12 protein-coding genes are annotated in these 14,106 nt (G+C 67.8%); 6 read left to right on the forward strand and 6 right to left on the reverse strand.

Annotated elements, in window-relative coordinates:
* Positions 1 to 142 precede the first annotated feature (142 nt).
* Entirely contained in the window at positions 143 to 913 is a 771-nt protein-coding gene (locus tag SB816_RS13350) for an SDR family oxidoreductase (protein WP_054502644.1), read from the reverse strand.
* Positions 914 to 1,272: 359 nt separating this feature from the next.
* Between SB816_RS13350 and SB816_RS13355 the strand changes: the two genes are divergently transcribed.
* From SB816_RS13355 to SB816_RS13375, 5 genes are all read left to right on the forward strand, one after another.
* On the forward strand, positions 1,273 to 1,995 hold the full coding sequence (locus tag SB816_RS13355; RefSeq protein WP_144655045.1) for a c-type cytochrome: 723 nt from the start codon (positions 1,273 to 1,275) through the stop codon (positions 1,993 to 1,995).
* Positions 1,992 to 2,921, forward strand: a complete 930-nt coding sequence (locus tag SB816_RS13360; protein WP_410547143.1) for a c-type cytochrome — start codon at positions 1,992 to 1,994, stop codon at positions 2,919 to 2,921. Before SB816_RS13355 ends, SB816_RS13360 begins: the two co-directional genes overlap by 4 nt.
* Positions 2,922 to 3,005: 84 nt before the next feature.
* Positions 3,006 to 3,638 (forward strand): guanylate kinase, encoded by a 633-nt coding sequence (gene gmk, locus SB816_RS13365; protein ID WP_020927510.1) that lies wholly within the window; start codon positions 3,006 to 3,008, stop codon positions 3,636 to 3,638.
* Between the two features lie 46 nt (positions 3,639 to 3,684).
* Positions 3,685 to 3,888, forward strand: coding sequence for a DNA-directed RNA polymerase subunit omega (gene rpoZ / locus SB816_RS13370; protein WP_006394760.1), 204 nt, complete (start codon positions 3,685 to 3,687; stop codon positions 3,886 to 3,888).
* A 22-nt stretch (positions 3,889 to 3,910) separates the two neighbouring features.
* Positions 3,911 to 6,205: a RelA/SpoT family protein gene (locus tag SB816_RS13375; protein WP_006394759.1), complete on the forward strand. Its 2,295-nt coding sequence runs from the start codon at positions 3,911 to 3,913 to the stop codon at positions 6,203 to 6,205.
* 124 nt (positions 6,206 to 6,329) lie between these two features.
* Here SB816_RS13375 and glnQ read toward each other — a convergent pair whose 3' ends face one another.
* From glnQ to glnH, 3 genes are all read right to left on the reverse strand, one after another.
* A complete protein-coding gene (glnQ, locus tag SB816_RS13380) occupies positions 6,330 to 7,058 on the reverse strand; it encodes a glutamine ABC transporter ATP-binding protein GlnQ (protein WP_049073501.1) in 729 nt (242 codons plus the stop codon).
* Positions 7,055 to 7,711 (reverse strand): glutamine ABC transporter permease GlnP, encoded by a 657-nt coding sequence (gene glnP, locus SB816_RS13385; protein ID WP_035360348.1) that lies wholly within the window; start codon positions 7,709 to 7,711, stop codon positions 7,055 to 7,057. Before glnP ends, glnQ begins: the two co-directional genes overlap by 4 nt.
* Positions 7,712 to 7,878: 167 nt before the next feature.
* Positions 7,879 to 8,631, reverse strand: coding sequence for a glutamine ABC transporter substrate-binding protein GlnH (gene glnH / locus SB816_RS13390; protein WP_006388205.1), 753 nt, complete (start codon positions 8,629 to 8,631; stop codon positions 7,879 to 7,881).
* A gap of 165 nt (positions 8,632 to 8,796) precedes the next feature.
* Between glnH and SB816_RS13395 the strand changes: the two genes are divergently transcribed.
* Complete coding sequence (locus tag SB816_RS13395) at positions 8,797 to 9,858, forward strand: C45 family autoproteolytic acyltransferase/hydolase (RefSeq protein ID WP_410547144.1); 1,062 nt, start codon at positions 8,797 to 8,799, stop codon at positions 9,856 to 9,858.
* 30 nt (positions 9,859 to 9,888) lie between these two features.
* Here the strand turns inward: SB816_RS13395 and SB816_RS13400 are convergent, their stop codons facing one another.
* Together SB816_RS13400 and SB816_RS13405 are read right to left on the reverse strand one after the other, a co-directional pair.
* A complete protein-coding gene (locus tag SB816_RS13400; RefSeq protein ID WP_144655047.1) occupies positions 9,889 to 13,512 on the reverse strand; it encodes a hydantoinase B/oxoprolinase family protein in 3,624 nt (1,207 codons plus the stop codon).
* Positions 13,513 to 13,596: 84 nt separating this feature from the next.
* A complete protein-coding gene (locus SB816_RS13405) occupies positions 13,597 to 14,106 on the reverse strand; it encodes a winged helix DNA-binding protein (RefSeq protein WP_006388202.1) in 510 nt (169 codons plus the stop codon).

Genomic DNA, 14,106 nt, shown 5'->3' on the forward strand with positions numbered 1-14,106 from the left:
TGGCCACCGCTCACGTTCTCGGATCACATAACCTATTGACGAGGAATGGCGACAGCGCCTCGCGTGATGCCCGGCAAGGAAAAACGGCAACCAAAGAAAAAAGCGCCCGAGGGCGCTTTTGTCATGGCCGGCGGAAACCCGGTCAGCCGCGGCCGACGAACGGCATGTTGGTCGCCATGATCGTCATGAACTGCACGTTGGCGTCCAGCGGCAGGCGGGCCATGGCGGCAACGGCCTGCGCGACGTGGGCGACGTCCATGCGCGGCTCGACCTTGGTGCTGCCGTCGGCCTGCAGGATGCCGGCGGCCATGCGCTCGGTCATGTCGGTGGCGGCGTTGCCGATGTCGATCTGGCCGCAGGCGATGTGGTACGGCCGGCAGTCCAGCGAAATCGACTTGGTCAGGCCGGTCACCGCGTGCTTGGTGGCGGTGTAGGCGATCGAGAACGGACGCGGCGCGTGCGCCGAGATCGAACCATTGTTGATGATGCGGCCGCCCTGCGGCGTCTGCGCCTTCATGACCCGGATCGCCGCCTGCGCGCACAGGAACATGCCGGTCAGGTTGGTATCGACCACCTCGCGCCAGAGCGCCACCGGCAATTCCTCGATTGGCATGGCGGGCGCGCCGCGGCCGGCGTTGTTGAACAGCACGTCCAGACGGCCGTACTCGCGCTGGGTCGTGTCGAACAGTTCGCGCACCGCCTGCTCGTCCGACACATCGGTCGGCACCACCAGCGCCCGCACCCCGTCTTCGCCCGCCGCCGTGCGCGTGGCTTCGAGCGGTTCGCGCCGGCGGCCGGCCAGCACCACGCGATAGCCCTGCGCCAGGAACTCCAGCGCCACCGCCCGGCCGATGCCGGTGCCGGCGCCGGTGACCAGCGCGACGCGGGGAGGTTCGATCTCGTTCGTGTGCATCGCAAGCTCCTTGTTATCTGTCGGCGAAATGCTACCCGAATCATTCCGGCGATGCTGCAAGCGAACGTTCCATCGTTCTCGCCCGGCCGACCCTGGCTGTCCTCATCGGCAAGACGCCCGCTTCACGCCTTGCGTGCCAGGCGGGTGGCGTGCGCCAGGCGCGCCCCCGCGGCTGAAAACAACGGCCTCGAAAGCGCTATCGAACAACGCCCCTCGTCCATCGCCGCGCGGTCGAACGCCCTCGCCCGCCCCGGCTGACCTGGCGCAACATGCCATCAAGACTTTGCGCTGTCACAAATTTACATATAATTTTGGGAAATTAACTTATTACCAAAATTCCAATAAACCCGGAGATACCCATGGCGTTACAGCCCTACCTCCCCCGCTGGGCGGGCGTGCTGGCCCTTGGCGCCAGCGGCCTGGCCGCCCTGCCTGGCGCGGCGCTCGCCGCCCCGGACGGCCGCCAGATCAGCACCCAGGGCGCCAACGGCGCGCCCGCCTGTATGACCTGTCACGGCGCCCAGGGGGAAGGCAACCCCGCCGCCGGATTCCCGCATCTGGCCGGCATGGGCGCCGCCTACCTGGCCGAGCAGCTCGAGGCGATGGCCAATGGCTCGCGCGTCAGCCCGGTGATGGCGGCCACCGCCAAGGCGCTGGACCCGGCGCAGCGCCAGGCCGTGGCCCAGTACTACGCCGGCCTGCCGGCGCCGCTGAACATCGATCGGCTGGCCGCCACCGCGCGGCAATTGGCCAAGCCGGACGATACCGGCGCCTGGCTCGCCACGCGCGGCGCCTGGGACAGGAACATCCCCGCCTGCAACCAGTGCCACGGCCCGGGGGGCATCGGCGTCGGCGCCAACTTCCCCAGCCTGGCCGGCCAGCCCGCGGCCTACATCGCCGGCCAGTTGCGCGCCTGGCGCCAGGGCCAGCGTCCGCCCGGCCCGCTGGGCCTGATGCCGGCCGTGGCCACCCGCCTGACCGACGCCGAGATCGACGCGGTGTCGGGCTACTACGCCGGCCTGCCCAAGGCCGCCGACCTGCTTGCCACGCAAGCGAACGCCGCCGGGGGAGCCAAGCAATGACCTCGATCCGCAACCGAATCGCCCGCCTGCTGCTCGCCGCCGCGGGAACCGGCGGGCTGCTGTCGACCACGGCGGCCTTCGCCGCCGACGCGCGCCCCGAATTCACGCCGCCCAGCGCCGCGTCGCTGCCCGACAGCGAATTCGGCAAGATCGTGCGCCAGGGCGAACAGATATTCCTGCACACGCCGCAGAATGCCGGCAAGTTCGTCGGCAACGACCTGAACTGCGCCAGTTGCCACCTGGACGCCGGCCGCCGGCCCGATTCCGCGCCGATGTGGGCGGCCTACGTGCTGTATCCCGCCTACCGCGCCAAGAACGGCCACGTCAACACGCTGGCCGAGCGCCTGCAGGGCTGTTTCCGCTTCAGCATGAACGGCAAGCCGCCGGCGGCCGACGATCCGGTGCTGACCGCCTTGCAGACCTACATGTTCTGGCTCGCCAGCAAGGCGCCCACCGGCGTGGCGCTCAAGGGCCAGGGCTACCTCAAGCTGCCCAAGCCCGCGCAGAAAGCCGACTACGTGCGCGGCGGCGAGGTCTACGCCCAGTACTGCGCCGTCTGCCACGGCGCAGAAGGCAAGGGACAGAAGAACGGCGAGCACTGGGTCTTCCCGGCGCTGTGGGGGCCGGATTCCTTCAACTGGGGAGCCGGCATGCACCAGATCGGCAACGCGGCCGGCTTCATCAAGGCCAATATGCCGCTGGGCCAGGCCGGGATGCTCAGCGACCAGGAGGCCTGGGACGTGGCGTACTTCATGAATGCGCATGAACGGCCGCAGGACCCGCGCTACACCGAATCGGTCGCCAAGACCCGCGCCAAGTACCACGACTCGGACGATTCGCTGTACGGCATCGAGGTCAACGGCCATCTGCTCGGCAGCGATTCGCCCGCCCCCGGCGGCAAGCTGACGCAGGCGGCGGCCCGCTGACGACGCGGCGCGGCGGGTTTTCCCCCTGCCGCGCCGTGCGATTTGCTATCCTTCGGGTCTCGGCATCACACGCTCGTCACATTCATGCACGCCACCTCCGGCAATGTTTTCATGGTCGTCGCCCCCAGCGGCGCCGGCAAATCCAGCCTGGTCAAGGCCTTGCTGCAGCAAGACCCGTCCATTCTCCTGTCCGTCTCCTGCACCACGCGTGCCCCCCGCCCTGGCGAGGAAGACGGCCGCGAATACCGCTTCATCGGCATCGACGAATTCAAGCAGTTGCGCGACGAGCAGCGCCTGCTGGAATGGGCCGAGGTGCATGGCAATTTCTACGGCACGCCGCGTGACCGCATCGACGAAGCCACCCGCGAGGGCCGCGACGTGCTGCTGGAGATCGACTGGCAGGGCGCGCGCCAGGTGCGCCAGCGTTTTCCCGGCGCGATCGGCATCTTCGTGCTGCCGCCGTCCATCGAGGAACTCGAAAGCCGCCTGAAGGCGCGTGGCCAGGATGCGCCGCAGGTGATCGCGCGCCGGCTGATGGCCGCGGGCGGCGAAATCGCGCACGCGCCTGAATGCGAATATGTTATTATTAATCAAGAATTTAGCGTAGCCTTGTCGGAACTGACTCAAATCGTCAGCGCCGCGCGGCTGCGTTTTTCGTCTCAGGCCGTCCGCCACGCCGAGCTGTTCGCGCAGTTGGGCATCCCGGCAGCGCACTGAAACGAATCCGCATTCTCCCTATCCACCATCAGCACCAGGTGTCCTAATGGCTCGCATTACCGTCGAAGACTGTCTGAATCAGATCCCCAACCGTTTCAAGCTCACGCTGGCCGCGACCTACCGCGCCCGCGAGCTGGCGCAAGGCCATGCCCCGCGCCTGGACAGCAAAGACAAGCCCACCGTCACGGCCCTGCGCGAAATCGCGGGCGGCCTCACCGGCGCGGAAATGCTGCGTAAAGTTCCCACCTGATATTTTCCGGGGGGCGGCAAGCATGGCTTTTCCCGGGCTGAAGTACGCTTCATCAGGTCTGCTTGCCGCGCTACGTGCCGGCTCCCGTCTCGGGCGTCGCACGGGCAAGAAAGACAAGAATTCCCCCACGCCAGCCTCCGTCGCCGCGCAAGAAGCGGCGGATGCGACCGCCTCGCCGGTCGCCTCGCTGGCGCCGCTGACCGAAATCATCGGCAGCTATCTCGACAAGAAAGATGTAGAACGCGTGCGCGAAGCCTATCGCTTCGCCGACCAGGCGCACCTGGGCCAGTTCCGCGCCAGCGGTTCGCCCTACATCTCGCACCCCATCGCTGTCACGGAAATCTGCGCGGGCTGGAAGCTCGACGCGAACGCATTGTCCGCCGCCCTGCTGCACGACGTGATGGAAGACCAGGGCATCGCCAAGCACGAGCTGGCCGAGAAATTCGGCCCTGAAGTCGCCGAGCTGGTCGATGGCCTGTCCAAGCTGGACCGCCTGGACTTCGCCACCAAGGCCGAGCAGCAGGCCGAGAGCTTCCGCAAGATGCTGCTGGCGATGGCGCGCGACGTGCGCGTCATCCTCATCAAGCTGGCCGACCGCCTGCACAACATGCGCACGCTGGACGCGGTCAACCCCGAAAAGCGCCGCCGCATCGCCCGCGAAACGCTGGACATCTACGCGCCCATCGCCCACCGGCTGGGCCTGAACCTGCTGTTCCGCGAACTGCAGGACCTGTGCTTCGCGGCCATGTACCCGAACCGCTACCAGGTGCTGTACAAGGCCGTGCTGGCCGCGCGCGGCAACCGCCGCGAGGTGATCGGCAAGATCGCCGACTCGGTGCGCGCCGCGCTGCCGGCCGCCGGCATCGAGGCCGAGGTCACCGGCCGCGAGAAGACGCTGTTCGGCATATACCGCAAGATGGTCGACCAGAAGAAGTCGTTCTCGGACGTGCTGGACATCTACGGTTTCCGCGTCATCGTCCACACGCTGCCCGAGTGCTACCTGGCGCTGGGCACGCTGCACCAGTTGTACCGGCCGGTGCCCGGCAAGTTCAAGGACTACATCGCGATTCCCAAGGTCAACGGCTACCAGTCGCTGCACACGACGCTGGTGGGTCCCTACGGCACGCCGGTGGAATTCCAGTTCCGCACCCGCGACATGCATCACGTGGCCGAGGAAGGCGTGGCCTCGCACTGGCTGTACAAGGGCGCCGACCTGACGCTCAACGACCTGCAGAAACGCACCCACCAGTGGCTGCAATCGCTGCTGGACATCCAGAGCCAGACCGGCGATTCGGGCGAATTCCTCGAACACGTCAAGGTCGACCTGTTCCCGGACGCCGTCTACGTCTTCACCCCGCGCGGCAAGATCATCTCGCTGCCGCGTGGCGCGACGCCGGTGGACTTCGCCTACGCCATCCATACCGACATCGGCAACCAGGCGGTGGCGGCCAAGGTCAACGGCGAGTTCGTGCCGCTGCGCACGGAACTGAACAGCGGCGACACGGTGGAGATCGTCACCTCCCCCGCTTCGCGCCCGAACGCGCAATGGCTCAACTACGTGCGCACCGGCCGCGCCCGCTCGGAAATCCGCCACTACCTGCGCACCGTCAAGTACGAGGAATCGGTCGCCTTCGGCGAGCGCCTGCTGGGCCAGGCCCTGCAGGAGCTGCACATGCCGCTGCCGGCCACCGACGATCCGGCCTGGCAGAAGCTGGCGCGCAGCACCGGCGCCAGCTCGCGCGAGGAAATCCTGGCCGACATCGGCCTGGGCAAGCGCCTGGCGGCCGTGGTGGCGCGCCGCTTCGCGCCGGAGCACCAACTGGTGGCCACCACCGCCGCCGCCGTGGACGAACTGACCTCGGCCCGCAGCGCCCCGATCCTGATCCAGGGCAACGAAGGCCAGGCGGTGCAACTGGCGCCGTGCTGCGGCCCGCTGCCCGGCGACCCGATCATCGCCGGCATGCGCATGGGCCACGGCCTGGTGGTGCATACCGCCGACTGCCCGGTGGCCATGCGCCAGCGCCTGCGCGAACCGGAACGCTGGATCAACGTCGCGTGGGACGCCCACACCGCCAAACACCTGGCCACGCGCCTGGACATCGTCACCCGCAACGAGCGCGGCGTGCTGGGCCGGCTGGCCGCGGAAGTCACGGCGGCCGACGCCAACATCATGCATGTGACGATGCACGACGATGCGGTCTCGACGGTGTCGCTGCACCTGACCATCCAGGTGGACAGCCGCAAGCACTTGGCGCAGGTGATCCGCGCCATCCGCCACGTGCCGCAAGTGCAGAAGATCGTGCGCGTGAAGGGCTGAGGGGGGAGGAGGAAGCCCACCCCCGAAGCGCTGCGCGCTTCCCCCTCAAGGGGGCATGTCTACGGACCGGCGGAGCCGGATCCGTGACATCCCGCTTGGGGCGCGGTTCTGGGGCGATCCGCGCTCAGGCCACGTGTTGCAGGAAGTCCTTCAGGCGCTGGCTGGGCGGATTGTCCAGCAGCTCGGCCGGCGGACCGTCATGGGCGATCTTGCCGGCGTCGATGAAGATCAGGCGGCTGCCGACCTTGCGCGCGAACTCCATTTCGTGCGTGACCACCACCATGGTCATGCCCTCCTCGGCCAGGTCGCGCATCACCTTCAGCACTTCGTGGCGCAGTTCCGGGTCGAGCGCCGAGGTCGGCTCGTCGAACAGCATCAGCTTGGGCTTGATGGCCAGCGCGCGGGCGATCGCCACGCGCTGCTGCTGGCCGCCGGACAGCTCGGACGGATAGTGGTTCATGCGCTCGCCCAGCCCGACCTTGCGCAGCAGTTGCTCGGCCAGTTCGCGCGCCTCGTCGCGGCCCTGGCCGCGCGTGTGGATCGGCCCGAACATGACGTTCTGCAGCGCGGTCATCTGCGGGAACAGATTGAACTGCTGGAACACCATGCCGGCCTCGCGCCGGATCTCGCGCACCTGGGCGGCCCCGCCATGCACGCTCAGGCCGTCGACCAGCAGGTCGCCGCCGTTGATCGTTTCGAGCACGTTGATGCAGCGCAGGAAAGTGGACTTGCCGGAGCCGGACGGCCCCACCACCACGACCACTTCGCCCGCGTCGATATTGAGCGAGATGCCGTTCAGGACCGTGGACTCGCCGAACGTCTTGGTGACGTCATGAAATTCAACCATGCTCATAGTATGCGCATCCTCTTTTCCACCAGGTGCAGGATCAGCGCCATCGTGCCCGTCAGGATCAGGTAGACGATGGCGATGGCCGACCAGATCTCGACCGCGCGGAAGTTGCTGGCCATGATCTCCTGGCCCTGGCGGGTCAGTTCCGCGACGCCGATCACGATGAACAGCGACGAATCCTTCAGGCTGATGATGCACTGGTTGCCCAGCGGCGGAATCATGCGGCGGAACGCCACCGGCCCGATGATGTGGAACAGGATCTTGTGAAACGGCAGGCCCATCGCCTGCCCGGCTTCCTTCAGGCCCTTGTGCACCGACAGCAGCGAGCCGCGCACGATCTCGGAGATATAGGCGCCCGAGTTGATGATGAGCGTGACGATGGCCGCCCACTCGGCGTCCACCCGGATGTTCGCCAGCAGCGGCAAGGCGAAATAAATGAACATCACCTGCACCACGATCGGCGTGCCGCGGATCACCGCGACGTACACCTGGGCGATGCCCGACAGGATCGGATGCCCGTAGGCCCGGGTCACGCCGGAGAGCGCCCCCAGCAGGAACCCGCCGAACAGGCCCCAGAAGGTGATCTTGATGGTCATCTGCGTGCCAACCCACAGGTTGGGCAGCGCATCCATCACTACATTCCAGTCAAAATCCACGAATTACCCCTCAATGGCGCGCCTCGCGCGCCGCATCATGGCGGAACGCCCGGCGACGCACGCGACTCGGGGCCGCCCGGTCCCGGGCCCGGCGCCGCCGGAGCGAAGCGCCGGGGCCCCAGACTGCCGGGCGGCCCCGAAATGCAACATCAATCCGGCGGAAAAGCTCAGGGCTTCTTGCCGAACCACTTCTCGTAGATGGCGTCGTACTGGCCGTTGGACTTGAGCGTGGCCAGGGCCTTGTTGACCTGCGGCACCAGTTCGCTGCCCTTGGGGAAGGCGATGCCGTAGAAGTCGCCGCTCTTGACCGAGCCGACTACCTTGACGCGGCCCTTGCCGGCCGTGTTGGCGTAGTACTGGACGTTGGGCGTGTCGTGCACGGCGGCATCGACCCGGCCGGTGGCCAGTTCCAGGTAGGCGTTGTCGATGTTGGGGAACAGCTTGAGCTTGGCGTCCGGCACCTGGGCCTTCAGGAAGTCCACCGTGGCCGTGCCGGTCTTGACCGCGACGGTCTTGCCGGCCAGCGACTTGGCGTCCTTGATGTCGGTGTTCTTTTCGCCGACCAGGATGGCCAGGCCGCTTTCGTAGTAGGGATCGGAGAAGTCGATCACCTTCTTGCGGTCGTCACGGATGGTGATGCCGGCCAGCGCGACGTCGATGTTCTTGGTCTGCAGGCCGGGGATGATGCCGTTGAAGTCCATCGGCTGCAGCTTGTACTTGACGTTCAGCTCCTTGGCGATGGCGGCCCACAGGTCGACGTCGAAGCCGGTGTAGGTGTTGCCCTGCTTGAACTCGAACGGCACGAACGCGGTATCGGTGGCCACCACCAATTCCTTGCCTTGGGCGTAGGCGCCGGAGGCGGCGCCGAACATGGCCATGGACAGGCCGACCAAGGCGGCGGCGACTTTACGTTTAATCATGAAACTCTCCTCTTGGGGCTGATAGCGCCCGGGGTTGCAGTTGGAACATGATGCGCGGGCCACGCCGGGATCGCCGGAGCAACTTACGGCGCATGTTAACGCATCCGTCCCCACCGCAGAGAGCTTAGAAAAATTACAATCCGCATGACACCCCGGAGAATCCCCATGCCCTACAAGTATGTACGCATCGCCGGCAACCGGCGCCAGGTCGGCGTGGCCCTCGGCAAACTGGCCCGCCCGCTGATGGCGACCTACCTGGACCAGAGCGCCACCTGGAAGGCGCTGCGCCCCTGGCGCGGCCATCCGTACCTGGACGAACTGGGCGAACAGGCCCGGCGCGCCCTGCCCGCCGTGTGGGACGAACTGGAGGGGCTGGCCGAGGGGCTGGGGATGCCGCTGGCGGACGTGTTGCTGTGGAACTGCCGGGGCGACCTGCTGCACAGCAGCGGCAGCGGCGACGGCTGCACCTCGGTGGCGCTGAAGGCGGCCGATGGCACCCGCTGGATCGGCCACAACGAGGACGGCGATCCGTTCCTGTACGGCCGCTGCCATCTGGTCGACGTGGCGCTGGACGACGCGCCGGGCTATCTGAGCTTCTATTACCCGGGATCCCTGCCCGGCCATACCTTCGGGGCCAATCGCGCCGGTCTGGTGCAGACCATCAACAACCTGCGCACGCGCCTGCGCCAGCGCGGCCTGCCGCGCATGCTGCTGGCGCGCGCGGTGCTCGACTGCGCCACGCTGGACGAGGCCGTGGCGCTGCTGCGCGACGCGCCGCGCGCGGGGGGCTTTCACCATACGCTGGGGTCGGCGGCCGACGCCCGCATCTTCAGCGTCGAGGCGACGCCGGGCGCCGCTTCAGCGCAGGAGATCGGCACCCGGTATGGTCACGCCAACCACATGGTGCATCAGGCCAGCCGGGGGCAATCGCAGATCATCACCGACTCGTCGCGCGAGCGCCAGCGCCGCATCGAGGGCATCGTCGACACCTGGTCTCCCGCCACCATTGGCGCCGACCTGCTGACGGCGCTGCATGACACCGAGGGCGAACTGCCGATCCTGCGCACCGATCCCAAGGATCCGGACGGCGAAAACACGCTCGCCACCGCGATCTTCGAAATCGGCGATGGCGAGGTGACGCTGCGGGTCTATGACCGCAAGGCCAAGGCGGACATTGTGCTGGATGTGATGAACGATCCGGACGATCCGGAGCCCGAACCCGCCTGAACGGGCTCGGGCGCCGATGACGGGCAGCGCTTAGACCACCCCGTAGCCCCCGCCTCCCGGCGTTTCCACCACGAACACGTCGCCCGGATGTAACTGGGCGCTATCCTGCGGACCGAGTTCCTCGACCGTGCCGTCCAGCCTTTCGACATAGTTGCGGCCCATCGCGCCCGGCTCGCCACCGGCCAGGCCGAACGGCGCATAGCGGCGGTTGTTGGACAGGATCGCGGCGGTCATGTCTTCCAGGAAGCGGATGCGGCGCACGCCGCCGTTGCCGCCCGGATAGCGCCCCGCCCCGCCCGAACCGTGGCGGATCTCGTACGACTCCAGCCGCACCGGGAAGCGGAACTCCAGCACTTCGGGGTCGGTGAGGCGCGAGTTGGTCATGTGCGCCTGCACCACCGAAGTGCCCGGGAAGCCTTCGTCGTGGGGACCGGCGGCATCGATGCGCACGGGACCGGCGCCGGTGCCGCCCGAGATGGTCTCGTAGTACTGGTGACGCGCGTTGCCGAAGGTGAAGTTGTTCATGGTGCCCTGGCTGGCGGCCAGCACGCCGAGCGCGCCGTACAGCGCGTTGACGATGCACATGGACGTTTCGACGTTGCCCGCCACCACCGAGGCCGGCGGGTTCGGGCGCAGCATCGAGCCTTCCGGCAGGATGATCGACAGCGGCACCAGGCAGCCGTCGTTTAGCGGGATGTCGTCGTTGACCAGGGTGCGGAACACGTACAGCACCGCGGCCACGGCGATGGCGCCCGGGGCGTTGAAGTTGTTGTCCAGTTGGTCCGAGGTGCCGGTGAAGTCGACCACGGCGCTGCGCGCCTGGTTGTCCACCCGCACCGCGACGCGGATGACCGCGCCGTTGTCCAGCGGATACTCGTAGCTGCCGTCCTTGAGCACCGAGATCACGCGGCGCACCGCCTCTTCGGCGTTGTCCTGCACGTGGCCCATGTAGGCCCGCACGACATCCAGGCCGAAGTGATCGCACATGCGCAGCAGTTCCTGCACGCCCTTTTCGTTGGCGGCGATCTGCGCGTGCATGTCGGCGATGTTCTGGTCCGGATTGCGCGCCGGCCAGCGGCCCGAGCCGAGGATGTCGCGCGCGGCCTGTTCACGGAACTCGCCGCCCTTGACCAACTGGAAGTTGGTGAACAGCACGCCTTCGTCTTCGACCGTCTTCGAATCCGGCGGCATCGAGCCCGGGGTGGTGCCGCCAATGTCGGCATGGTGGCCGCGGGAGCCGACGTAGAACAGGATCTCGCTGCCCTTGCGGTCGAACACCGGCGTGATCACCGTGACGTCCGGCAGGTGGGTGCCGCCGTGGTACGGGTCGTTGACCACGTAGGCGTCGCCCGGCTGCATGCGGCCGGCGTTGGCGTTCATCACGGTGCGCACCGACTCGCCCATGGAGCCCAGGTGCACCGGCATGTGCGGCGCGTTGGCGATCAGGCGGGCCTGGGCGTCGAAGATGGCGCAGGAGAAGTCCAGGCGTTCCTTGATGTTGACCGAGTACGCCGTGTTCTGCAGGCGGTAGCCCATCTGCTCGGCGATCGACATGAACAGATTGTTGAACACCTCCAGCATCACCGGGTCGGCCTGGGTGCCGACAGCGCGGCGCTGCGGGCGGGCCTCGACGCGGCGGATCACGAAGTGGTCCTGTTGCGTCAGCTCGGCCTGCCAGCCGGGCTCGACCACGGTGGTCTGGTTCGGCTCGGAGATGATGGCGGGGCCCGCCACCACGTCGCCGCCGGCCATGTCTTCACGCACGTACAACGGCGTGTCGCGCCAAGCGCCCCCGCTGTACATGCGCACGGTGCGGCGCGGCGCCAGCGCGCCGTCGCGGCTGCGCGAGGCGGGTGTCTCGGTGACGCGCTCGCCGCCGCCGGTGGCTTCCACCGAGATGGTCTCCACCACCAGTTCGCGGTTGGGCATGAGGAAGGAATAGCGCTGGCGATAGGCCGCCTCGAAGTCCTTGCGGGCCTGGTCCAGGTCCGAATACGGCACTTCGAGCGCGGTGTCGGTGCCGCGGTACTTCAGGTGCAGGCGGCGCTGCACCTGGATGTCGCTGTCGGCCACGTGCTGGCGGCGCAGTTCGCCCACGGCCTGCTCGGCCAGCGCGTCCAGTTCGCCTTGCAGCTCGGCCATCAGGGCGGCGTCGAGCGTTTTTTCGACGGTCTTCTGGCGCATGTCGGTCTGGTCGGCCAGGCCCATGCCGTAGGCCGACAGCACGCCGCCCAACGGGTGCGCGAACACGGTGGTCATGCCGAGCGCGTCGGCCACCAGGCAGGCGTGCTGGCCGCCGGCGCCGCCGAACACGGTCAGCGCATATTCGGTGACGTCGTGGCCGCGCTGCACCGAGATGCGCTTGATGGCTTCGGCCATGTTGCCGACGGCGATTTCCAGGAAGCCTTCGGCCAGTTGTTCCGGCGTCATGTCGCGGCCGGTGGCGGCGCGGACCTCGTCGGCCATGGCCTGGAAGCGCTGCACGACGGCGTCGCGGTCCAGTGGCTCGTTGGCGTCGGGGCCGAAGACCTTGGGGAAGAAATCGGGCTGGATCTTGCCGAGCAGCACGTTGCAGTCGGTCACGGCCAGCGGGCCGCCGCGGCGGTAACAGGCGGGGCCGGGGTTGGCGCCCGCCGAATCCGGGCCGACGCGCAGGCGCGCGCCGTCGAAATGCAGGATCGAGCCGCCGCCGGCCGCGACCGTGTGGATGCTCATCATCGGTGCGCGCATGCGCACGCCGGCAACCAGGGTCTCGAATTCGCGTTCGAATTCGCCGGCGTAGTGCGACACGTCGGTGGAGGTGCCGCCCATGTCGAAGCCGATGATCTTGTCAAAACCCGCTTGTTCGCTGGTGCGCACCATGCCGACGATGCCGCCGGCCGGGCCGGACAGGATGGCATCCTTGCCGCGGAAGCGGTGCGCGTCGGTCAGGCCGCCGCTCGATTGCATGAACATCAGGCGGATGCCGGGCAGCTCGCTGGCCACCTGGTCGACGTAGCGCTTGAGGATGGGCGACAGGTAGGCATCGACCACCGTGGTATCGCCGCGCGAGACGTACTTGATCAGCGGGCTGACCTCGTGCGAAGCCGATACCTGGGTGAAACCGATCTCGCGCGCGATGCGGGCGGCGCGCTGCTCGTGGCCGGTGGCGTGCCAGGCGTGCATGAAGACGATGGCGACGGTGCGGATGCCGCTGTCGTACGCCGCCTGCATGTCGCGGCGCAGCGCCGCTTCGTCCAGGTCGCGGATCACTTCGCCATCGGCGGCGACGCGCTCGTCGGCCTCGACCACGGCCTCGTAGAGCATTTCCGGCAGCAGCACGTTGCGGTCGAACAGGCGCGGGCGGTTCTGGTAGGCGATGCGCAGGCCGTCGCGGAACCCGCGGGTGGTGACCAGCAGCGTGCGTTCGCCCTTGCGTTCGAGCAGCGCGTTGGTGGCGACCGTGGTGCCCATCTTGACGCATTCGACCTGCTCGGCCGGCACCGGCTGGCCGGGCGCGATGCCCAGCAGCTTGCGGATGCCCGCCACCGCCGCGTCGCGGTACTGCTCGGGGTTCTCCGAGAGCATCTTCGCGGTGGTGGTGGTGCCGTCGGGGCGGCGCGCCACGATGTCGGTGAAGGTGCCCCCACGATCAATCCAGAATTGCCACTTCATATTCATCCTCGGGTACAAGAAGCCGCCACGGCGCTGCCGGCCGCGGCGTGCGGGTGGTGGTACGGGAAGGATCCCGCGTATCGGTTACAGGGAGGTCGCGGCGCGCGCGGCCTGGTCGTACAGGCCGGACAGGGCGCGCAGCGTGTGCGCCAACTGGCGGCTGAATTCCAGGCCGCCCCCGCCCGGCGCGTCGAGGCCGGCGGTGAGGCATTGCTCGCGGATTTCGCCGTAGCGCTTGATGATCGCCGCGCCCTCGGGCGTGACGCTGTAGAACACTTCCTTGCTGGCGCGCTCGCCCTTGACCACGCCCAGGCGGTCGAGCTTTTTCAGCGCGTAATTGACGATGTGCGTGTCTTCGACATTGAGCGTGAAGCAGATGTCGGCCAGCTTCTTGGGGCGCTGGCGATGGAACACGTGGTGGAACACCATGACGTCGGTGGGCGTCAGGTCAGGCAGGCCCGCCGCCGCCATGCAGCGCACGGTCCAGCGGTCAAAGGCGTGGCTGGCGATCATCAGGCCGAATTCGACTTCGGACAGATCGGGCGCGCTGCCCCCGGCCAGGTGGGCCGACGAGGCGATCAACGTGGAGGTCAT

The sequence above is a fragment of the Achromobacter sp. SIMBA_011 genome (genome assembly GCF_046535435.1).
Lineage (GTDB): Bacteria > Pseudomonadota > Gammaproteobacteria > Burkholderiales > Burkholderiaceae_B > Achromobacter > Achromobacter dolens.